General features: G+C 67.0%; 16 protein-coding genes and 3 tRNA genes. 11 read left to right on the forward strand and 8 right to left on the reverse strand.

All coding sequences use genetic code 11. The features are described 5' to 3' along the window. Positions 1–362 precede the first annotated feature (362 nt). Positions 363–2,054, forward strand: a complete 1,692-nt coding sequence (gene asnB / locus AC5P6S_RS11110; protein ID WP_012479619.1) for an asparagine synthase B — start codon at positions 363–365, stop codon at positions 2,052–2,054. Positions 2,055–2,153: 99 nt separating this feature from the next. Beyond that, positions 2,154–3,542: a cation:proton antiporter domain-containing protein gene (locus tag AC5P6S_RS11115; protein ID WP_495204614.1), complete on the forward strand. Its 1,389-nt coding sequence runs from the start codon at positions 2,154–2,156 to the stop codon at positions 3,540–3,542. Positions 3,543–3,624: 82 nt separating this feature from the next. On the opposite strand, the gene AC5P6S_RS11120 is transcribed toward AC5P6S_RS11115, so the two are convergent. Continuing rightward, a complete protein-coding gene (locus AC5P6S_RS11120; RefSeq protein ID WP_495204615.1) occupies positions 3,625–5,955 on the reverse strand; it encodes a penicillin acylase family protein in 2,331 nt (776 codons plus the stop codon). A 123-nt stretch (positions 5,956–6,078) separates the two neighbouring features. On the opposite strand from AC5P6S_RS11120, the gene bfr reads away from it, so the two are divergent. Continuing rightward, positions 6,079–6,567, forward strand: coding sequence for a bacterioferritin (bfr, locus tag AC5P6S_RS11125; protein WP_005408763.1), 489 nt, complete (start codon positions 6,079–6,081; stop codon positions 6,565–6,567). Between the two features lie 463 nt (positions 6,568–7,030). Here the strand turns inward: bfr and parC are convergent, their stop codons facing one another. After that, positions 7,031–9,274, reverse strand: a complete 2,244-nt coding sequence (gene parC, locus AC5P6S_RS11130) for a DNA topoisomerase IV subunit A (protein WP_495204616.1) — start codon at positions 9,272–9,274, stop codon at positions 7,031–7,033. 59 nt (positions 9,275–9,333) lie between these two features. Next, positions 9,334–10,215 (reverse strand): helix-turn-helix domain-containing protein, encoded by an 882-nt coding sequence (locus tag AC5P6S_RS11135; RefSeq protein WP_005408765.1) that lies wholly within the window; start codon positions 10,213–10,215, stop codon positions 9,334–9,336. A 172-nt stretch (positions 10,216–10,387) separates the two neighbouring features. Here AC5P6S_RS11135 and emrR point away from each other — a divergent pair, with 172 nt between their 5' ends. From emrR to emrB, 4 genes are read left to right on the forward strand one after another with little or no spacing between them, the layout of a single operon-like run. Then, the gene (emrR, locus tag AC5P6S_RS11140; protein WP_005408766.1) at positions 10,388–10,831 is read left to right on the forward strand and encodes a multidrug efflux system transcriptional regulator EmrR; all 444 of its coding nucleotides are present in this window, start codon (positions 10,388–10,390) and stop codon (positions 10,829–10,831) included. Then, entirely contained in the window at positions 10,828–12,321 is a 1,494-nt protein-coding gene (emrC, locus tag AC5P6S_RS11145; protein ID WP_065183058.1) for a multidrug efflux transporter outer membrane subunit EmrC, read from the forward strand. Before emrR ends, emrC begins: the two co-directional genes overlap by 4 nt. 11 nt (positions 12,322–12,332) lie before the next feature. After that, positions 12,333–13,514, forward strand: a complete 1,182-nt coding sequence (gene emrA / locus AC5P6S_RS11150) for a multidrug efflux MFS transporter periplasmic adaptor subunit EmrA (protein ID WP_005408768.1) — start codon at positions 12,333–12,335, stop codon at positions 13,512–13,514. Positions 13,515–13,521: 7 nt separating this feature from the next. Beyond that, positions 13,522–15,108 carry a multidrug efflux MFS transporter permease subunit EmrB gene (emrB, locus tag AC5P6S_RS11155; RefSeq protein WP_032966542.1) on the forward strand — a complete coding sequence of 529 codons (1,587 nt, stop codon included), beginning with the start codon at positions 13,522–13,524 and terminating at the stop codon, positions 15,106–15,108. 111 nt (positions 15,109–15,219) lie between these two features. Here the strand turns inward: emrB and AC5P6S_RS11160 are convergent, their stop codons facing one another. From AC5P6S_RS11160 to AC5P6S_RS11170, 3 genes are all read right to left on the reverse strand, one after another. Beyond that, positions 15,220–15,498, reverse strand: coding sequence for a hypothetical protein (locus AC5P6S_RS11160; protein ID WP_049395927.1), 279 nt, complete (start codon positions 15,496–15,498; stop codon positions 15,220–15,222). 324 nt (positions 15,499–15,822) lie between these two features. Then, positions 15,823–15,907, reverse strand: a tRNA-Leu gene (locus AC5P6S_RS11165). A gap of 50 nt (positions 15,908–15,957) precedes the next feature. Beyond that, a complete protein-coding gene (locus tag AC5P6S_RS11170) occupies positions 15,958–16,857 on the reverse strand; it encodes a LysR family transcriptional regulator (protein ID WP_049395411.1) in 900 nt (299 codons plus the stop codon). Between the two features lie 99 nt (positions 16,858–16,956). Between AC5P6S_RS11170 and AC5P6S_RS11175 the strand changes: the two genes are divergently transcribed. Next, entirely contained in the window at positions 16,957–17,703 is a 747-nt protein-coding gene (locus tag AC5P6S_RS11175; protein WP_049395410.1) for a sulfite exporter TauE/SafE family protein, read from the forward strand. A 49-nt stretch (positions 17,704–17,752) separates the two neighbouring features. On the opposite strand, the gene AC5P6S_RS11180 is transcribed toward AC5P6S_RS11175, so the two are convergent. Both AC5P6S_RS11180 and AC5P6S_RS11185 read right to left on the reverse strand, forming a co-directional pair. After that, positions 17,753–17,837 (reverse strand) — tRNA-Leu (locus AC5P6S_RS11180). 205 nt (positions 17,838–18,042) lie between these two features. Beyond that, positions 18,043–18,127: transfer RNA gene (locus AC5P6S_RS11185), tRNA-Leu, on the reverse strand. Positions 18,128–18,255: 128 nt separating this feature from the next. Here AC5P6S_RS11185 and rnr point away from each other — a divergent pair. The 3 genes from rnr (at position 18,256) to rlmB (ending at position 22,187) form a co-directional block, all read left to right on the forward strand. Then, entirely contained in the window at positions 18,256–20,715 is a 2,460-nt protein-coding gene (rnr, locus tag AC5P6S_RS11190; protein WP_060380821.1) for a ribonuclease R, read from the forward strand. Between the two features lie 94 nt (positions 20,716–20,809). Further along, on the forward strand, positions 20,810–21,292 hold the full coding sequence (locus AC5P6S_RS11195; protein WP_005408774.1) for a GFA family protein: 483 nt from the start codon (positions 20,810–20,812) through the stop codon (positions 21,290–21,292). Between the two features lie 151 nt (positions 21,293–21,443). Continuing rightward, positions 21,444–22,187, forward strand: a complete 744-nt coding sequence (gene rlmB / locus AC5P6S_RS11200; RefSeq protein WP_005408775.1) for a 23S rRNA (guanosine(2251)-2'-O)-methyltransferase RlmB — start codon at positions 21,444–21,446, stop codon at positions 22,185–22,187. Positions 22,188–22,215 lie beyond the last annotated feature (28 nt).

The raw sequence follows: 22,215 nt of genomic DNA on the forward strand, positions 1-22,215 counted from the left end.
GAAGGCGGGTGAGGGTCTGGTAGGCCGCCAGGCCCAGGCAGGGCAGGGCAACCAGTGCCCCGGTGCCTCGGTTGCCGACGCAACTGTTGCGCCGCGCTGGAAACCGGGGTAGGGTCGATGCCATGTCGATCCGCCTGGCCACCGCCGTCAACAACAACAACCGCAATAATCTGCGCGCGAATAATCGTGCGCGGCCGATGCGGGACTGCGCCCTGGGTAGATAGACAGCAACACACGCCCGGACACCAGAAAACCCGCATCAGCCGATGCGGGTTTTTTTGTGCCCGGGCGCAGCCTACCCGGGCCTGGATGGCCGGTCGAACACCTTCCCACCCGTGAAATTCCCCAACAGGAGCTCCCTCATGTGTTCGATCTTCGGAATCTTCGGCCTGCAGGCCGGTGACGATCTTCCCACCCTGCGCCGCCACGCGCTGGAACTGTCGCAACGCCAGCGCCACCGTGGCCCGGATTGGAGCGGCGTGTACCTCGACGAAGGTGCGCTGCTGGTCCATGAACGGCTGGCCATCGTCGATCCGGCCGGTGGTTCGCAGCCGCTGCTGTCGGCCGATGGCCAGCTGGCGCTGGCGGTGAACGGCGAGATCTACAACCACCAGGCGTTGAAGGCAGCGCTGACCACCACCTACGACTTCCAGACCGGCTCGGACTGCGAGGTGATCAACGCGCTCTACCGCCAGGGCGGCGCGCCGGCGCAGTGGCTGGAACAGCTCAACGGCATCTTCGCCTTCGCGCTGTGGGACCGTGACAGTGGACGCGTGCTGGTGGCGCGCGACCCGGTCGGTGTGGTGCCGCTGTACTGGGGCCACGACGCCCAGGGGCGCTTGCGCGTGGCCTCGGAAATGAAGGCGCTGGTCGATACCTGTGCCGATGTCGCGCAGTTCCCGCCGGGCCACTATTTCGACAGTGCCAGCGGTAAACTGGTGCGCTACTACCAGCAACCGTGGCGTGACTATGCCGACGTGCAGGGTCGCCAGGCCGATCTGGCCGAACTGCGCCAAGCCTTCGAGCATGCAGTGGAACGCCAGTTGATGAGTGACGTGCCGTACGGCGTGCTGCTGTCCGGTGGCCTGGACTCGTCGCTGGTGGCGGCGGTAGCCGCGCGCTATGCACGTCGCCGCATCGAGGATGGCGGGCAGACCGAAGCCTGGTGGCCGCGCCTGCATTCGTTCGCGATCGGCTTGAAGGGCTCGCCCGATCTGGCTGCCGCTGCCATTGCTGCCGAAGCGCTGGGCACCGTGCATCACGGTTTCGAGTACACCTTCGAGGAAGGCCTCGATGCGCTGCCGGAAGTGATCCGCCACATCGAAACCTACGACGTCACCACCATCCGCGCCTCCACGCCGATGTTCCTGCTGGCGCGGCGGATCAAGGCGATGGGGGTGAAGATGGTGCTCTCCGGCGAGGGCAGCGACGAGATCTTTGGTGGCTACCTGTATTTCCACAAGGCACCGGATGCGCGTGAATTCCACGAGGAGCTGGTGCGCAAGCTCGACGCGCTGCACAACTACGACTGCCTGCGTGCCAACAAGTCGATGATGGCCTGGGGCGTGGAGCCGCGCGTGCCGTTCCTGGATCGTGAATTCCTCGACGTGGCGATGCGCTTCGATGCCGCGCACAAGATGGTGGGCGCCGGGTTCGGTGGCCGTCGCATCGAGAAGGCGGTGCTGCGCGAGGCGTTCGACGGCTACCTGCCGGACAGCATCCTGTGGCGTCAGAAGGAGCAGTTCAGCGATGGCGTCGGCTATGGATGGATCGACGGCCTGAAGGCGCATGCCGAGGCGCAGGTGAGTGACCGCGTGCTGGCGGCGGCCGACAAGCGCTTCCCGCACAACCCGCCGCAGACCAAGGAGGCGTATTACTACCGCCACCTGTTCGAGCAGTTCTTCCCAAGCCGTGCGGCAGCGGAGACCGTGCCGGGCGGCAAGTCGATCGCCTGCTCGTCGCCGGCGGCCATTGCCTGGGACGCCAGCTTCGCCGCCGCTGCCGACCCTTCGGGACGCGCGATCGCCGGCGTGCACGAGCAGGCACTGGCCTAAGCCCCAAAAAGGGGACGGAGGGGATTAAGTCGTAAGTGGCATAAACGACTTAATCCCCTCCGTCCCCTTTTTGTATGATCGCCCCCTGCGCATTGGGGAATGTTCATGGACGTACAGGCAGGCGGCAACGCGCCGCCCACGAAATGGGGATGGCGTTATCTGGCGTGGGCCGGGGTGCCGTTGCTGGCCGGGGTGCTGCTGGCGCGGTATGCCGGGCCGGCGGCCCCCGAGATGGTCGCCCGTGCCACGGTTGCTGCCGAAGGCAGCTGGGCGCAGCATCTGGCGTCTCCGCTGGGCCTGTTCCTGCTGCAGCTGCTGGTGCTGCTGCTGGTAGCCAAGGGCGCCGGTGCGCTGCTCAAGCGCTTTGGACAACCGGCGGTGATTGGCGAGATGGCGGCCGGCCTGATGATGGGCCCGCTGGTGCTCGGCAGCCTGCTGCCGCAGTTGCATGGTGCGTTGTTCCCGGCCAGCTCGTTGGGGCCGCTGGGCATGCTCAGCCAGCTGGGCGTGCTGATGTTCCTGCTGGTGGCCGGTGCCGAGCTGGACCTGGCAGCACTGCGCGGCCGCCGGCGTTTCGCCTTCACGGTCAGCCATGCCGGCATCGCGGTGCCGTTCGTGCTCGGCGTCGCGTTGGCGATCTGGCTGTATCCGCAGCACGGCCCGCAGGGCGTGGGCTTCACTGCCTTCGCACTTTTCGTCGGCATCTCGATGAGCATCACCGCGTTCCCGGTGCTGCTGCGCATCCTTGCCGACCGCGGCATCGCGCAGACGTCGCTGGGGCAGACCGCCATCGCCTGCGCGGCATTGGGCGATGCCACCGCATGGTGCCTGCTGGCACTGATCGTGGCGGCTGCACAGGCCAGTGGATGGCTGCCGGCCAGCCTCAACCTGCTGTGCGTGGTCGCCTTCGTGGCGCTGATGCTGGGGCTGGTGAAGCCGTGGTTTGCCCGCCAGCAGATCGCGCCGGGCCGTGAGGGGCGCTGGCTGCTCGGCATCCTGCTGCTGTCGTTGGGTAGTGCCCTGATCACCGAAATGCTGGGCATCCACGCGCTGTTCGGTGCCTTCGCTGCGGGCGTCGCGGTATCGTCCAACGTGCAGCTGCGCGACCTGTTGATGGCCCGCGTCGAACCGTTTGCGGTGACCCTGCTGCTGCCGTTGTTCTTCGCCATGACCGGCCTGCGCATGCGTGCCGATTCGCTGCAGGCCAGCGACATCGTGTTGTGCGGGGTGGTGATCGTGGTGGCTACGGCCGGCAAGCTGCTGGGCACCTTCAGTGCTGCACGCAGTGCCGGCATGCCCACGCGCGAGGCGTGGCGGTTGGGCGCGTTGATGAACACCCGTGGCCTGATGGAGCTGATCGTGCTCAACCTGGGTTACGAGCTGGGCCTGCTCGGCGACCGCCTGTTCGCGGTGCTGGTGGTCATGGCGCTGGTGACCACGGCGATGACCGGGCCGCTGCTGAACCTGATCGAGCGTCGCAGGGCTTGAGCGTTGAACGGTGGTGCCGGCCGCTGGCCGGCATCCACGCAGGTGTGCTCAGCAGCAAGAGGTTGCCGGCCAGCGGCCGGCACTACCGCGCCGGCACCAGTGTCATCACGTGCTGTGCCTTGCCAGGCAGGAAGGGCGTCGGCCGTCCATGCACCCAGTCCTCGTGGCCGGCGCCCCAGTAGGGTGACAGTGGATGGCCGCTCTGGCCGCCCGGCATGTGCACGATGCCGTCGGCCTCGTGGCCGGGCGAGACCACCATGCGCTCGGAAGCACCGAAGTTCGGCGTCTGCACGCGTGGCATGTCACGGTCGCCGGGCAGCTGGTCGGCGGGCATGCACAGCCAGCGCTTGGCGATGCCCGGCAGCGCCCGTGCGATGGGGTGGCAGATCGCCGCAGTGTTGCGTTCGCCCCAGGTGCGCTTGGACAGCGGTCCCTGCTTGGCCAGCTCGCTCTCGGTACGGCGTGCCGCGTCGATCAGCAGCGCATCCCAGCTGTCGAAGGCCGGTGGCAGCAGATGGGCCGGACGCTGTTGCAGCATCGGCCAGGCCACGCCTTCCAGCTGCGCCAGTCGCGGGTCGAGGTAGTCATCACCCAGCTGCGCATGGGCCGGTGCCAGCAGTGCATCGGACAACGTCTCCATCACCTGGGTGCGGAATTCACGTACTACCCGGTAGCTGACCGAACTGGCCGCGGCACGACCGCCCCATTGATGGCTGACTTCCCTCAAACGCTTCAGTGCAGGGTCGTCACTGCGCTCGATGACGTCGTGCAGCAGGGCCCACCAGCGCTGCAGGAACACCGCGCGATCGTCGAGCTGGATCGCCAGCAGGTCGTGCTCGTCGAAACGGTCCTGGATGGCGAGCAGATCGCGGATCTGCCGCGCGCGGGCGCCAAGGTCATAACCACCGTTGCCGACATTGGCCAGTGCCTCGCCGTCGAGGACGCGGCCGTTGGCGGTCCACAGGCGATGGTTCGGTGGGTCGATCAATGCCGGCGAGGCGTCGCTGCGGATCGGCCAGGGGGCGCAGTCCTGGTTGTTGGCGGCGGTGAAGCCGGCCGGTGCACAGCCCGGACCGCGGTCGGGGCGGGCGCCGATCAGGCGCCAGGCGATGCGTCCGCTGCGGTCGCCGACCACCAGGTTCTGTGCGGGGATGCCGGCGTGGTCGGCGAATTGCAGGGCACTGTCCAGGTCACCGGCGCGGGCCAGGTCACCGAAGTCCAGGCGCACCGCGCCGGGCAGGTGGGCGACCCAGCGCAGCGCGTCGCCGCTGCCATCGGCATGCGTGTGCAGGATCGGCCCCCAGTCGGTTTCGCGCACCGGGAACAGCACGTCGGCCTGGCCGGCCACCGCAATCCGCTCTTCATGCACGGTCACTGCGGCGTTGGCTGGTTCAGTGCGGTAATCGGCGGTGTCTATGTAACTGTTGGTGAAGCCCCAGGCGACGTGGCCGTTGCTGCCGACGATCACCGCTGGCAGGCCGGGCAGTGAGAAGCCGGTGACGTCAACCTGTCCGCTCGCGGCCTGCGGGTCGGGGTAGCGCAGGCGCACGCGGAACCACAGACCCGGCGCGCGCAGGCCGAGATGCATGTCGTCGGCGACGATCGCGCGACCGTCGGCGGTGAGCGCGCCGGCCACGGCGAAGTTGTTGCTGCCGATGACATCGGCCTCTTCCTGCTCGGTGCCCGGTTTCGCGTGCAATGTGCGCAGATCCAGCTGGCTGGCATCGGGCAGGGCAGCGTTGCCGGTGGGTTCGCCGAACAGCGGCGCATCCCATTCGGTGCCGTCGTGGGCGATCAATGCGTACAGCGCCGGCGGCACCACTGCGCGGATGCGGCTCAGTGCAAGCTCGGTCTGGTTGCCGGGGTCCTGCAGGTCGGCGTACATGGCCAGCCCGGTCAGCACGCTGTCGCTGGCCTGCCACGGTTGCGGCGACTGCCGCAGCAGCAGGTAGGCCCATGGCCGCACGGAGAGGCCGGCCAGGCCCTCATTGACCCCACCGACATAGGCGCTCACGGCGTCGACGTTGTCGCCCAGCGCAGCCTGCATGTTCGCCTCGGTGCGCGCGCGCAGCCGATGCACGCGCATGCGCTTGTCGGCATCGATCGCTTTCGGGCCAAACAGTGCGGACAGTTCGCCGGCCGCGCTGCGGCGCATCAGGTCCATCTCGAAATAGCGTTCCTGCGCATGCACGCGGCCCAATGCGCGCATCGCGTCGGCCTGGCTGGTGGCGGTGATGGTGACCACGCCCAGCGCATCGCGCTCGATGGTGACCGGCCTGGCCAGGCCGGGCAGCGCATGCTTGCCGTCCAGGTCGGCCAGGCTGCCGCGCAGCAGCAGCAGCCACAGGACCAGTGCGGTGACCAGCACGATGGCGACCAACACGCCCAGCACCCAACGCCATGTACGTCGCATCGCACGTCCTTTCCGAACTCGTGGGCCGATTGTAGCCGCAGGCGCAACTGCGACTGATTCCGATTAGATCACCGTATTTTGAAATGCGGCACCCTATGCCGCATCGATTCACAGGAGCCCCCCATGAAAGGCAACCCGGACGTCATCGCCTGCCTGAAGGAACTGCTGCGCGGCGAGCTTGCTGCCCGCGACCAGTACTTCATCCATTCCCGCCGCTACGAGGACCAGGGCCTGTTCGCGCTGTACGAACGCCTGAACCACGAGATGGAAGAGGAAACCCAGCACGCCGATGCGCTGCTGCGCCGGATCCTGTTCCTGGGCGGCGACCCGGACATGCGCCCGCATGCCACCGAGCCGGGCAAGACCGTGGAAGAGATGCTGCAGAAGGATCTCGACACTGAATACGCGGTTCGGAACAATCTCGCCGCCGGCATGAAGCTGTGCGAGGAGAAGGGTGACTACGTGAGCCGCGACATCCTGTTGGCGCAGCTGAAGGACACCGAGGAAGACCACGCCTGGTGGCTGGAGCAGCAGCTGGGCCTGATCAAGCGCATCGGCCTGGAGCTGTACCAGCTGAGCAAGATCGACGGCAACGGCGCCCCGGCGCACTGAGCCGACGTCGCTCTTTTCGGTAGAGCCGACCCGGTAGAGCCAACCCGGTAGAGCCGACTGTTAGTCGGCTGCCTTTCGGCAGAGCAGCCGACTAACAGTCGGCTCTACCAGGAGCAAAGGAGCAGCCGACTGACAGTCGGCTCTACCAGGAGCAAAAGGCAGCCGACCAGCGGTCGGCTCTACCAGGCGCACAAAGCAATGTCGCCCGCCAGCACCGGAGCACCGCCAGCCAGCCTTCGCCAGCCAGCCGCTCCACCGCCCGCCAGCCGACAACGAAAAAGCCGGGGAATTCCCCGGCTTTTTCGTGTCCGGGGTCGGATCCGTTTTCAGCGAAAACGGCTCTGACCCCATTGGGATCGAAAACGCCAACCGAGGTTGGCGTTTGCCGGGGGTAATGCGTGTCAACCAAGGTTGACACCCACCTCAACCAAGGTTGACACCCGCCAGGGGCAGGGCCCAGCCCTTATTCCACCGACAGCCCTTCCACCTTCTGCCAGCCGCGCGGCAGCAGGTGGCCGCGGGTGGCGCGGGCGCCGAGGTAGGCGTCGAGCTCGTTGAACTTCAGCCCCATCGTGCGCTGGCCGCTGCGCACCTGCAGGGTCTGCCCCGGGCTGATCGCCACGATGGCGACCACGCGTTCAGTGGCGAGCTTGGCCTTCGGGATCTCGATGATCTTGTTGCCCTTGCCCTTGTCCAGTTCCGGCAGGTCGTTGGCGGCGATCGCCAGCAGGTTGCCGGAACTGGTCACCGCCACGATGCGGTCGGTGGCCACGTTGGCGACCATCGACGGGGTGAGCACCGACGAGCCGGACGACAGGTTCAGCATCGCCTTGCCGGCCTTGTTGCGGCCGATCAGGTTCTCGAAGCGGGTGACGAAGCCGTAGCCATGGCTGGAGGCCAGCACGAAGCGGGCATCCGGCTCGGCACTGGCCAGGGTCACGAAGCTGGTACCCGCTGCCGGCGAGAAGCGGCCGGTCAGCGGCTCACCGTTGCCACGCGCGGAGGGCAGGGTGTGCACCGGCGTCGAGTAGGCGCGGCCCTCGCTGTCGAGGAACGCGACCTGCTGGGTGCTGCGCGCACGCACCGCGCCCTGCAGGGCATCACCGTCGCGGTAGGAGAGGGCGGACGCATCGACGTCATGGCCCTTGGCGGCACGGATCCAGCCCTTTTCCGACAGCACCACGGTCATCGGCTCGCTCGGCACCAGCTCGGTCTCGTCGATGGCCTGCGCGGCCTGGCGCTGCACCAGCGGCGAACGGCGCGCGTCGCCGAACTTCTTGGCGTCGGCCGTCAGTTCGTCGCGGATCAGCTTCTTCAGCTTGGCCTTGCTGTCGAGGATGCCGAGGATCTTCTCGCGTTCCTTGGCCAGCTCGTCCTGCTCGCCGCGGATCTTCATCTCCTCCAGGCGGGCCAGCTGCTTCAGCTTGGTTTCCAGGATGTACTCGGCCTGTTCCTCGGACAGGCCGAAGCGCGCGATCAGCGCCGCCTTCGGTTCGTCCTCGGTACGGATGATGTGGATCACCTCGTCCAGGTTGAGGAAGGCGACCAGCAGGCCTTCCAGCAGGTGCAGGCGGCGCTCGACCTTCTGCAGGCGGTGCTGCAGGCGGCGGGTGACGGTGTTGCTGCGGAAGGTCAGCCATTCGCTGAGCAGCATCTTCAGGTTCTTCACCTGCGGACGGCCGTCCAGCCCGATCACGTTGAGGTTGACGCGGTAGCTGCGCTCCAGGTCCGTGGTCGCGAACAGGTGGCCCATCAGCTGGTCGGCGTCGACGCGGTTGGAACGTGGCACCAGCACCACGCGCACCGGGTTGGCGTGGTCGGATTCGTCGCGGATGTCTTCCAGCCACGGCAGCTTCTTGGCGCGCATCTGCGCGGCGATCTGCTCGATCACCTTCGACGGCGACACCTGGAACGGCAGCGCCGTCACCACGATGTTGTTGGCTTCCTTGTCGAAGGTCGCACGCGCACGCACGCTGCCGTTGCCGGTCTCGTAGATGTTCCGCAGATCGTTGGCGGCGGTGATGATCTCGGCGCTGGACGGGTAGTCCGGGCCCTGCACGTGCTCGCACAGGTCGCGCACGGTCGCATCGGGGTTGTCCAGCAGGTGCAGCAGTGCGCTGACGATCTCGTTGAGATTGTGCGGCGGCACGTCGGTGGCCATGCCCACGGCGATGCCGGTGGTGCCGTTCAGCAGCAGGTGCGGCAGCCGCGCTGGCATCCAGGTCGGTTCCTGCAGGGTGCCGTCGAAGTTCGGTGCCCAGTCGGTGGTGCCCTGGCCCAGTTCGCCCAGCAGTACTTCGGCGATCGGGGTCAGCTTGGATTCGGTGTAACGCATCGCCGCGAACGACTTCGGGTCATCGCTGGAGCCGAAGTTGCCCTGGCCCTCGATCAGCGGGTAGCGGTACGAGAACGGCTGCGCCATCAGCACCAGCGCCTCGTAGCACGCGCTGTCGCCGTGCGGGTGGTACTTACCGATGACGTCACCGACGGTGCGCGCGGACTTCTTCGGCTTGGACGCAGCATTCAGGCCCAGCTCGCTCATCGAATAGATGATGCGGCGCTGCACCGGCTTCAGGCCGTCGCCGATGAACGGCAGGGCGCGGTCCAGGACCACGTACATCGAGTAGTCGAGGTAGGCGCGTTCGGCGTACTCGCGCAGCGGCAGTTGTTCGAATCCGTGGAACACGGGGCGGGCAAGTTCGGTCATGCGGCGTTGTTACCTATGTCGGGAGGCGGCGACGGCGGTCGCCGCTCGCAATCCTGTGATTATCCGGATGCGGCGGGGGATGCCAAGCCACGTGCAGGGTCCAGCCCGGTTTCGAGGCCATGCCCGGCCCGCGCCAGATAGCGCCCCGGTGGCAGCCCGAAGTGGCGGCGGAACACGGTGACGAAGGCACTGGCGCTGCTGAAGCCCAGTGCATGGGCGATGTCGGCCACGCTGCGACCATCGGTCAGCTGGCGCAGGGCTTCGGACAGGCGGGCCTGTTGCCGCCACTGGGCGAAGCTGAGCGTGGTCTCGTCGCGGAAGTGACGGGTCAGGCTGCGCGGCGACAGGCCGGCCCAATGCGCCCATTCGGCCAGGCTGCGCTCGTCGGACGGGTCGGCCAGCAGCTGCGAGGCGATCTTCAGCAGGCGCCGGTCGTGCGGCATCGGCAGGTGCATGCGCTGGCGCGGCGCGGTGCGGATCTCGTCCAGCAGCACCTCGATGATGTGCTGGCGCTCGGGCGTGGTGTCATAGCCCAGCGGCCATTCGCAGATGCGGTCGGCCAGCGCCTGCGCCAGCTTGGACAGGCCCAGTACGCAGGGATCGGCGGGCAGGGTGGCGCAGGCCGGCGCGGCCAGCGCCATGCCCCAGCCGCGCAGCGGACCATCCAGGGTCACCGTATGCGGCTCCAGCGGCGGCATCCAGCCGGCCGAGCCCGGCGCCAGCGACCACGTCCCGTGCGAGGTGCGGGTGGTCAGCAGGCCACGCTCGACACAGATCAGCTGGGCGCGCTGGTGGTGGTGCCAGTCCACCTCCCGGACCAGCCCCTGCGGGCTGTCAAAGCGGAAAGCGACCACCGGTGGGCCATCGTTGCGCTCGAACCAATCCAGTGCGTCGTCCCTGAGCAGGCGCTTGGGAGCGGGAATTTCTGCCTTGTTCATCATGTCCGCTGGCTGAAATGTGTCATCCATTGGCTGAATTGTACTACCGGGCCACCTGACCAGATCATTAAGGTAGGCGCCTTCATTGATCCAGCCCACTGCTGCAACACAGCATTCGATGCCAGATCGAATATTTCCATTGAGAAATATTTTTTTTGGAAGAGAATGCTCCCCCATGATCTGTCCTGCAACCACTCCCCCCAGCTTCGGGCTGCTGCTGCGCCAGGTGCGCGACGGCCTGGTCCGTCAACTCGACGCATCCATGGCTGAAGAAGACCTGGGTATCGGCTTCACCCACTACATCGGGTTGAAGGTGCTCTCGCACATGGCCCCGTGCACGGCCAACGAACTGGCCCAGGCCATCGACCAGGTACCCAGCGCAGTCACCCGCCTGCTGGACAAGCTCGAGGCACTGGGCTGCGTCCGCCGCGAACCGCATGCGCAGGACCGGCGTGCGCTGCAGATCGTGCTGACCGATGAAGGCCGCGCATTGTGGGCGCGGTTGAAGCTGCGTGGCGACGCGGTGATGGATTACGCCCTGCGTGATCTTTCCGCCGACGAGCGCACGCTGCTGCTGTCCCTCCTTACCCGAATCCGCGATTCCCTGACGACCCCATGAACCCGATCCCGCATTCCACTCTCCGCCGGTCCGGGCGCGCGCTGCTGGTGTCAGCGCTGGCCCTGGCCCTGGCCGCCTGCGCCAGCAGTCGTGGCCTCAACCCGCAGGGCCACGTGCTTGACGTGGACAGTCTGCACAGCGAACGCACCCTGGCCGACACCGACCTCAGCGCCACCGGCTTCCCGGCGCAGGACTGGTGGAAGGCGCTGGGCGATGCGCAGCTGGACGCGCTGGTCGCCGAGGGCCTGGCCGGCCACCCGAGCCTGGACGCCGCCGACGCGCGCCTGCGCCAGGCCCAGGCCCAGGTCGGCACCGCACGTGCCGATGAGCTGCCCAGCCTGTCGGTGTCCGGTGGCTATACCGGGCTGCGCCTGCCTGAGTCGATGGCAGGCAGCGAGATCGGTGGCCATTACGCCGGCAGCAGCCAGGTCGCCTTCGACTTCAGCTATGGCGTGGACCTGTGGGGCGGCAAGCGCGCCGCCTGGGAAGCCGCCGTGGATGGCGCGCATGCGGCCACCGTCGAGGCGCAGGCGGCACGCCTGAACCTGTCCACCGGCATCACCCAGGCCTACGCCGACCTCGCCTATGCGTGGCAGCTCAATGATGTGGCCGAAGAAGAACTGGCCCGCTCGCAGAAGTCGCTGGAACTGACCCGCCAGCGCCGCCGCGCCGGCATCGACAGCGATCTGCAGGTGCGCCAGGCCGAGGCCCGCGTACCGGCCGCGCAGCAGCAGGTGCAGGCCGCACAGCAGCGGATCGACGCGGCCCGCACCGCACTGGCCGCGCTGGTCGGCAAGGGCCCGGACCGTGGCCTGTCGATCCAGCGCCCGCAGCCGCTGAACCCGGTGGCGCTGCAGCTGCCGGGCGTGCTGCCCAGCGAACTGCTGGGCCGTCGCCCCGACATCGTTGCCGCACGCTGGCGCGTTGAAGCGGCCGACAAGCAGATCAAGGTTGCCAAGACCAGGTTCTACCCGAGCTTCAACCTGACCGCGCTGGCCGGCGTGGTCGCCCCGAACGTGGGTGACCTGCTGAAGAGCAGCTCCACCTTCGCCTACATCGGCCCGGCGCTGAGCCTGCCGATCTTCGAAGGTGGCAAGCTGCGCGCCAACCTGGCCAACACCGATGCGCAGTACGACCTGGCGGTGGCCAACTACAACCAGACCGTGCTCGACGCACTGCGCGACGTCGCCGACCAGGTCAACGCGGTGCGCTCGCTGGCGCAGCAGGCGCACTCGCAGCAGCAGGCGGTGGATACCGCACGCTCGGCCTTCGACCTGGCCCAGCAGCGTTACCGCGCCGGCATCGGCAGCTACCTGGACGTGCTGACCGCGCAGTCCACCCTGCTGCAGTCGCAGCAGCAGCTGGCCGGCCTGCAGTCGCAGCAGGTGCAGTCCTCGGTGCGCCTGAGCAAGGCGCTGGGCGGTGGTTTCCAGCCCGCTGACGCCGACCGCGCACCGATCGCCTCCCATTCCGATTCCTCGCATTCCTGAAGACGCCCGCCATGAGCCAGACCCAAGACACCGCGGCCCCGGCCGCCCCCAACCGCCGCGGCAACCTGCTGCGCGGCCTGTTCGTGATCGTCGTGCTGCTGCTTGCCGCACTGGCGCTGTGGTACTTCATGTTCGGCCGTTGGTTCGAAGAGACCGACGATGCCTACGTGCAGGGCAACCAGGTGCAGATCACCCCGCTGGTGGCCGGTACCGTGGTCGCCATCAACGCCGATGACGGCATGCGCGTGGAGCGCGGCCAGCTGCTGGTGCAGCTGGACCCGTCCGACACCGCGGTGGCACTGCAGCAGGCCGAAGCCAACCTGGCCAAGACGGTGCGCCAGACCCGCGGTCTGTACCGCAGCGTGGAAGGCGCCCAAGCGGACTTGAACGCCCGCCAGGTGACCCTGAAGCGCGTGCGCGAAGACTTCGCCCGCCGCAAGGACCTGGCCGCCACCGGCGCCATTTCCAACGAAGAACTGGCCCACGCCCGTGACGAGCTGGCTGCCGCCGAAGCGGCCGTGGCCGGCTCGCGCGAGACCGTCGAGCGCAACCGCGCGCTGGTCGACGACACCGTGATCGCCACCCAGCCGGACGTGCAGGCGGCTGCCGCGCAGCTGCGCCAGGCCTTCCTCAACAACGCCCGCGCCGGCATCGTCGCGCCGGTCACCGGCTACGTCGCCCGGCGTTCGGTGCAGGTCGGCCAGCGCGTGCAGCCGGGCAATGCCCTGATGGCCGTGGTGCCGACCGAGCAGATGTGGGTCGAGGCCAACTTCAAGGAAACCCAGCTGCGCCACATGCGCCTGGGCCAGGAAGTGGAACTGAAGTCGGACCTGTACGCCGGTGACGTGAAGTACAAGGGCCGCATCCAGAGCCTTGGCCTGGGCACCGGCTCCGCGTTCTCGCTGCTGCCGGCGCAGAACGCCAGCGGCAACTGGATCAAGATCGTGCAGCGCGTGCCGGTGCGCATCGCCATCGATGCCAAGCAGCTGGCCGAACACCCGCTGCGCATCGGCCTGTCGATGAAGGCTGAAGTGAGCCTGCGCGACCAGAAGGGCGAAGTGCTGCCGAGCACTCCGGCCAAGGGCACGGTGTTCGACACCGACGTGTATGCCAAGCAGCTGCATGATGCCGACGAGGTGATCCACACGATCATCCAGGGCAACCTGCCGCAGCAGCAGGCGAAGGTGGGCTGAGGTCGCCATGTCCGCACAAGCTCCAGCCGCGCCCGGCGCTCCGGGCGCACCGGCGGCGCCGGGTGCGGCCTCCGGGTTCCTGCCGCCCAGCGTCGCACTGTGCACCGTGGGCCTGGCGATGGCCTCGTTCATGCAGGTGCTCGACACCACCATCGCCAACGTCTCGCTGCCGACCATCGCCGGCAATCTCGGCGCCAGTTCGCAGCAGGCGACCTGGGTCATCACCTCGTTCGCGGTCAGCACGGCCATCGCGCTGCCGCTGACCGGCTGGCTCAGCCGCCGTTTCGGCGAACGCAAGCTGTTCGTCTGGGCCACGCTGGCCTTTGTCATCACCTCGCTGCTGTGCGGCCTGGCGCAGAGCATGGGCATGCTGGTGCTGTCGCGTGCGCTGCAGGGTTTCGTGGCCGGCCCGATGTACCCGATCACGCAGTCGCTGCTGGTCTCGATCTATCCGCGCGAGAAACGCGGGCAGGCATTGGCACTGCTGGCGATGATCACGGTGGTTGCGCCGATCTGTGGCCCGATCCTCGGTGGCTGGATCACCGACAACTACAGCTGGGAGTGGATCTTCCTGATCAACGTGCCGCTGGGCATCTTCGCCGCGCTGGTGGTGGGCAACCAGCTGAAGGGGCGCCCGGAGCAGATCGAGAAGCCGAAGATGGACTACGTCGGCCTGGTCACCCTGGTGATCGGCGTCGGTGCGCTTCAGCTGGTCCTCGACCTGGGCAACGACGAGGACTGGTTCTCGTCGATGAAGATCGTGGTGCTGGCCTGCGTGGCGGTGGTGACACTGACGGTGTTCCTGATCTGGGAGCTGACCGACAAGGATCCGATCGTTGACCTGAAGCTGTTCCGGCACCGCAACTTCCGCGCCGGTACGCTGGCGATGGTGGTGGCCTACGCAGCGTTCTTCAGCGTGGCGCTGCTGATCCCGCAGTGGCTGCAGCGTGACATGGGCTACACCGCGATCTGGGCGGGCCTGGCGACGGCGCCGATCGGCATCCTGCCGGTGATCATGACCCCGTTCGTGGGCAAGTATGCGTCGCGCTTCGATATGCGCATGCTGGCCACGGTCGCGTTCATCGTGTTGTCGATGACCAGCTTCCTGCGATCGAACTTCAACCTGCAGGTGGACTACATGCACGTGGCCGGCGTACAGCTGATCATGGGCATCGGCGTCGCGCTGTTCTTCATGCCGGTGCTGCAGATCCTGCTGTCGGACCTGGATGGACGCGAGATCGCGGCGGGCTCCGGCCTGGCCACGTTCCTGCGTACGCTGGGTGGCAGTTTCGCGGCGTCGCTGACGACGTGGCTGTGGGCGCGGCGCACCCAGGTGCACCATGCCGACCTGACCGAGCATATCTCGGCCTATCAGCCGGGCATGCAGGACCAAGTGGCGGCGATGGGGCAGGGCGACCTGCAGCACGGCGCAGCGGTACTGAACAACATGATCAACCACCAGGCATCGCAGATGGGCTTCAACGACATCTTCTTCCTGCTGGGCTGGATCTTCCTGGCGATCATCACGTTCCTGTGGCTGGCCAAGCCGCCATTCGGCGCAGGTGCGGGTGCAGCCGCCGGTGGTGGGCACTGAAACTCCCTGGAAACACCGTGCTGTATTTTGACCCCGCCGCGAGGCGGGGTTTTTGTTGGGGCGACGCTGGTCGCGCGGGCATTGCCCTCGGGGTGGTGCAACGGCGCAGGTTCAGCGCGTGCGATAGACGCGTTTGAACACCACCCGGTCGGAAGACAATCGGGAAATGGCCCAGATCCCCGCCGCAAGTACGGCGCCGCATGCGAGCCAGCCGGCAGTGGCCTGAAATCGGCTGCCGACAAGTGCGCCGCAGATGATGGCGGCGACAAAGACAAGCATTACGGCCTCCTTTGATGCGCCGTAATGGACCTCGGCCTGGCATCCCACGCATACGCTTACGCCGTGGTTCGAGCCGGTATGGCAGTGTGGGCAGATGATGCTGCGCTGCATTGGTGCGTCCTTTGGGGGAGAGGAGGGGCGCTGGTCAGGTCGTGGCGATACACCCGCAGCCGGCTCCCGCAAATCTGCCTCCCACCGAAAAGGAATCGGGTGGATCTCGACTAGGAAAAGTACGAATTGAACGGGGAACGTGAAATGCGCCCCAAAAGGGGGCCGTTCAAGGTCCGGTGACGACGCGCCGGGAGTAGGTATGCACCCGCAGACGACGCCCTGACGGTGCGAGATACGACAGTCCGAGTGGCGGTTGCGATGCCAGGATCGCCAAACCCCGGAAACGAAAAAACCCGCTTTCGCGGGTTTGATCATCTTGAGTCGTGGTGCCCAGGAGAGGACTCGAACCTCCACGGTTTTACCCGCTAGTACCTGAAACTAGTGCGTCTACCAATTCCGCCACCTGGGCGACTCAGGAGATGAATTGTGCGGGACGGCAGAGAGTGTGTCAACAACATTTCACACATTTTTCTGCGGCTGCACGCCCAGGTGAAGCAGCAGGCTGCGCATCGCCGGTGAAAGCTGCGCCCATCCGGTGAAACAGGCGCACAGGCGGCGTTGTGCCCACGCATCTGCAAGCGGCACCGCAACGGTACGCGTACTGCGTCGATGCTGGCGCGCAATGGTACGCGGCACGATGCCGACACCAATGCCGTGGCCGACCATGATGCAGACTCCCTCGAAGGTCTTCATGCGGATGCGCACGTCCAGGCGACGCCCGATGTCGCGCGCCTGGTCTTCGATGTAGGTCTGCAGTGCATTGCCATCGGCCAGGGCAACGAAGGTCTCGCCGGCAACATCGGTGAAGGCCACGCTGCGCCGCGATGCGAAGCGATGGTCTGCGGGCAGCAGCATCACCAGCGGATCTTCGGCGACCACATGCTGCTGCAGGCCGGCAGCGTCGACGGCATCGCTGATGATGCCGGCCTCGGCCTGGCCAGCACTGATCGCACGCACGACTTCAGGGCTGGTGCGCTCCAGCAGTTCCACGTGCAGGCGCGGGCGTTCGGCCAGCCATGGCGCGAGCCGCGAGGGCAGGTAGTTGGTCAGCGCTGCGGTGTTGGCATACAGATGCAGGGTGCCGCGCGCACCGTGTGCAAACGCCTGCAGTTCACCGCGCAGCTGTGCCTGCTGCTGCAGGATCAGGCGTGCATGGTGGGCGAGGGCGGCACCGGCTTCGGTCAGGCTGACACCGCGCGGATGCCGGTTCAACAACGCGGTGCCGGCATCGGCTTCGATCGTGCGCAGGCGTTCGCTGGCCGACGCCAGTGCCAGGTTTGCCTGCGCTGCGCCGGCCGTGATGCTGCCCGCCTCGGCAATCGCCAGGAACAGGCGCAGGTCGGCGATATCCATCCGCATGTGATGCCCTCATCGCAACGGCTGCGCCTTCGGATCAGCCGAAGGCGAGGCCGGGAAGACCGCATTGTGCGCCTGGCTACGGCCCGATCCAATGACGGCATGAATGAATCGACGTACTTCTATCTGTTGCTGGTGGTGGTGTTCGTGCTGGCCGGTGTGGTCAAGGGTGTGACTGGGATGGGGTTGCCGACGGTGGCGATGGGGCTGCTCGGCAGTACGCTGTCGCCGGTGGCGGCGGCGTCGATGCTGTTCATTCCCACCTTCGTCACCAATGCGTGGCAGCTGTTGTCGGGGCCGTCGCTGGGCCACATCGTTCGGCGGCTGTGGCCGATGATGCTGGCGGTGGTGATGGTGACGCTGGGCTCGGCCGCGCTGCTGGTGCGGGTCGATCGCACCTGGTCGCGCGTTGCGCTGGGCGTGGCATTGGTGGTCTATGCCGCCTATGCGTTGCTTGCGCCGGTGTTCCGCGTGCAGCAGCGGCGCGAGCGTTGGCTGGGGCCGCTGGTGGGGGCGTTGTCGGGCGTGGTGACCGGCGCCACCGGCGTGTTCGTGATGCCGGCGGTGCCGTACCTGCAGTCGCTGGGGTTGCAGCGCGAGGAGCTGGTGCAGGCGTTGGGGCTGGCGTTCACGGTGTCAACGATTTCGCTGACCGCCGGCCTGGTGCTGCATGGCGCATTCGGCATCCAGCAGCTGGGGCTGAGTGCGCTGGCGGTGCTGCCGGCATTGCTGGGCATGTGGCTGGGGCAGGTGATCCGGCAGCGCATCAGTGCGCGGGTGTTCCGGGGCTGCTTCCTGGGTTTCCTGCTGCTGCTCGGGCTGGAACTGGTGCTGCGGCCGCTGCTCTGATGCCGGGCATGAAAAAACCCGCTCTCGCGGGTTTTTCTCATTCTCGACGTGGTGCCCAGGAGAGGACTCGAACCTCCACGGTTTTACCCGCTAGTACCTGAAACTAGTGCGTCTACCAATTCCGCCACCTGGGCGTCGAGGAGCGAGATTATGGGGTGTTGTTACGGGGGTGTCAACACTTTTTCTGGATCCGGTGTCGGACGTCGTTTCGCCTGCGGAGCGGGCTCTGACCCCATCTCACTCGCTTGGGGTCGGAGCGCTTTCCTTCGGAAAGGAATTCGGCCCCGTTGCTGGATTGCAGGCAAAAAAAATCCCCGCCGAAGCGAGGAGTTTTTTCGTTGGTGCCCAGGAGAGGACTCGAACCTCCACGGTTTTACCCGCTAGTACCTGAAACTAGTGCGTCTACCAATTCCGCCACCTGGGCGTTCCAGAGGCGCAATTGTGAAGATGAATCCGCAGGCTGTCAACGACTTCCTGAATATTTTTCACGCAAGGCCTTCAGGACGGCCACTGACCCGTTCTGCACGCCGTCAACGGCTACCATGTAGGGCGATGACTACCAAAAAACCAAGCAAGGGCGGGAGCACCTCCCGCGGCCAGGCCCCGAAGAAGGGCGCCAAGGCGGGCACGGCCCGCGCCACCAAGCCGGGCAAGCCGTTGCCGGGCTGGTTCCCTGAATTGAATGAAGGCGGCGCACCGCCGCGTGGCCGCAAGGTCCGCAGCAGCGACGCACCGGGCCCGGCCCCGGGCCGCAAGTTGCCGCCGACCGGCAAGGTGATCGACGATCCCTATGCCGCCCGCGAAGCAGAGAAGTACGAACAGCCCATCGCCAGCCGCGAAGCCATCCTGGCCCTGCTGGAGCGTTGCGAAGGGCCGCAGACGGCAGAGGAACTGGGCGCACGCCTGGGCCTGACCGCCCCGGACCGTGCCGAAGCACTGTCGCGCCGGCTCGGCGCCATGGTCCGCGACGGCCAGCTGGTGCAGAACCGCCGCGGCGGCTTCGCCCCTATCCAGACCCTGAACCTGGTCACCGGCGTGGTGATCGCCAACCCGGAGGGGTTCGGCTTCCTGCGCCCGGTCGAGGGCGGCGACGACCTGTTCCTGCCGCCGTATGAAATGCGCAAGGTCATGCACGGCGACAAGGTGCTGGCCCGCGTGACCGGCATCGACCACCGTGGCCGCCGCGAAGGCAGCATCGCCCGCGTGCTGGAGCGCGGCATGACCCGTCTGATCGGTCGCTTCAGCATCGAGATGGGCATCAACTATGTGGTGCCCGACGACAAGCGCGTGCAGCGCAACGTGCAGGTGCCGCCGGACCAGACCGGTGGTGCGCGCGACGGCCAGCTGGTGGTCTGCGAACTGACCCAGGCGCCGGACAGCCGTCGCCCGCCGATCGGCCGCATCATCGCCGTGCTCGGCGACAAGCTGACCGCCTCGCTGGTGGTGGAGACCGCCATCCACGGCCATGAACTGCCGTTCGAGTTCCCGCAGGAAGTGCTGGACGAAGCCGCCTCGGTGCCGCTGGTGGTCGAGCCGGCGATGATCGGCGACCGCGTGGACCTGCGCAGCATGCCGCTGGTCACCATCGACGGTGAAGATGCCAAGGACTTCGACGACGCGGTGTACTGCGAGCCGAACGCCGATGGCTTCCGGCTGGTGGTGGCGATTGCCGATGTCTCCAACTACGTCCGGCCCGGCACGCCACTGGACGAAGAGGCGCAGAAGCGTGCCACCTCGGTGTACTTCCCGGGCTTCGTAGTGCCGATGCTGCCGGAGACGCTCTCCAACGGCATCTGTTCGCTGATGCCGAAGGTCGACCGCATGTGCTTCGTCTGCGACATGCAGATCGACCGCGACGGCCTGGTCACGCATTCGCGCTTCTACGAAGCGGTGATGAACTCGCATGCGCGCCTGACCTACACCCAGGTGTGGAAGGCGGTGGGTGAGGACGATGCCGATACCAAAGCCTGGATGGGCGACCTGCTGCCGCAGGTGCAGCGCCTGCACCAGCTGTACAAGGTCCTGTCCAAGGCGCGTGCCAAGCGTGGCGCCATCGAGTTCGAAAGCAGCGAAGTGCGCTTCGTGCTGGACAACCGCGGTGAAGTGACCCAGGCCGGCATGCTGGTGCGCAATGACGCGCACAAGCTGATCGAGGAATGCATGATCGCGGCCAATGTGGAGGCGGCGAAGTACCTGCTGTCGCGCCATGTGCCGGCCCCGTACCGCATCCACGAAAAGCCGCCGGAAACCAAGTACGCCGACCTGCTGGAATTCCTCAAGGAGTTCAAGCTGAGCCTGCCGCCATGGTCGAAGGTGCGCCCGGGCGATTACACCAAGCTGCTGAAGAAGATCCGCGACCGCCCCGATGCCACGCTGCTGGAATCGGTGCTGCTGCGCAGCCAGAGCCTGGCGATCTACAGCCCGGAGAACCACGGTCATTTCGGCCTGGCACTGGAGGCGTACGCGCACTTCACCTCGCCGATCCGTCGTTACCCCGACCTGCTGGTACACCGCGCGATCAAGCACGCGTTGTCCGGCAAGCCGCTGGACAAGTTCACCTACAACGCGCGCGAAATGGCTGCGCTGGCGCTGCAGTGCTCCGAGCGCGAGCGCCGTGCCGATGAAGCCGAGCGCGAGGTCGACGAGCGTTACCGCGCGGCGTGGATGGAAAAGCACGTGGGTGGCCAGTTCGATGGCGTGATCAGCGGCGTGACCAGCTTCGGCCTGTTCGTGGAGCTGGACGAGTCGAAGGTGCAGGGCCTGGTGCACGTGACCCAGCTGCCGCAGGACTATTACAAGTTCGACGCCACGCGCAAGACGCTGACCGGCGAGCGCCGCGGCAGCAGCTACCGGCTGGGTGACCGCGTGCGGATCCTGGTACTGAAGGCCAGCATGGAAGAGCGCAAGATCGACTTCCGCCTGGTCGAACACAAGGGCGAGGACGAAGGCGATGGCCTGCCGCCGCTGCCGGAGCGTGGCAAGCCGGCCAAGCGGAAGAAAGAGAAATACTGATGACCGTGGTAGTGCCGGCCGCTGGCCGGCATCCATGGCACCCTCGGCACCGACGGGTTGCCGGCCAGCGGCCGGCACCACCAGGAGACATCGCATGCAAGGCCAACCCGAATACAGTGGCGGCTGCCAGTGCGGCGCGATCCGCTTCCAGGTGCGTGGCGCGCTGACCGACAGTTCGATCTGTCATTGCCGGATGTGCCAGAAGGCCTTCGGTGCCTACTACGCACCGCTGGTGTCGGTGCGCGGCGTGCAGTTCAGCTGGACCCGTGGCCAGCCGCGCTATTTCCAGTCCTCCAACGTGGTGCGCCGGGGCTTCTGTGCCGACTGCGGCACGCCGCTGAGCTACGAGGCGCCGGACGGTGTGGCGGTGGCGGCCGGTGCCTTTGACGAACCCGAGCGCCTGCCGCCGACGATCCAGTACGGGGTCGAGCGCAAGCTGCCGTTCGTCGATACGCTGGCCAGCCTGCCGGCCCGTCGTACCGAGGAAGACATCGCGGCGCTGGAGTTCCTGGCCACCATCGTGTCCCATCAGCACCCGGACCACGACACGCCGCACTGGCCGCCGCGCAGCCGGTAACGCCCCTGTAGCGCCGAGCCCAGGCTCGGCTGGCAGGTCGCCGCGGCCTCAGCCCGGCAGCGAGCGCAGGCTCGGCTCAACAGGGGCCCCGCCGCAGCGCCCGGCCCGCCGATGCTCTACCATAGCCACCCCCTTTCCGGTCCCCGCCCGCATGAGCAAGAACAGCCAGTGGATCGTCGGCGTCAACGCCGTCGCCTCCTCCATCGAGAACGACGCCGAGAACGTCCGCGAAGTGCTGGTCGAGGCCGGTGCGAAGAACCCGCGCCTGACCGAGATCGAGGAAAACGCCCGCCGCAAGGGCATCGACGTGCGCAAGGTGAACAGCCAGGCGCTGGACGGTGTCGGCGGTTCGGTACGCCACCAGGGCGTGGCCGCGCGCTATGCCGCCGCCCGCACTTACAGCGAGAACGAGCTGGAGGGCCTGGTCACCGCAGCCGAGGGCAAGGCCCTGCTGCTGGTGCTGGACGAAGTGCAGGACCCGCACAACCTTGGCGCTTGCCTGCGCTCGGCGGCTGCCGCAGGCGCCACTGCCGTGATCATCCCCAAGGACAAGTCGGCCACGGTGAACGCGACCGTGCGCAAGACTTCGGCCGGTGCCGCCGATCTGATCCCGGTGGTGGCGGTGACCAACCTGTCGCGTTGCCTGAAGGACCTGCAGAAGCAGGGCGTGTGGATCTACGGCCTGGCCGGCGAAGCCACTGCGTCGCTGTACCAGCTGGACCTGAAGGGCAACATTGCCTTGGTGCTGGGTGGCGAGGCCGATGGCCTGCGCCGCCTGACCCGCGAGAACTGCGATGGCCTGGTCAAGATCCCGATGCCGGGCGAGATCGAGAGCCTGAATGTTTCCGTCGCCGCGGGCGTCAGCCTGTTCGAGGCCGTGCGCCAGCGCGGTTGATTTCGGGGTCGGATCTCTTTTCCATGTG

The sequence above is a fragment of the Stenotrophomonas sp. YJH_SMC_119 genome (assembly GCF_059368315.1).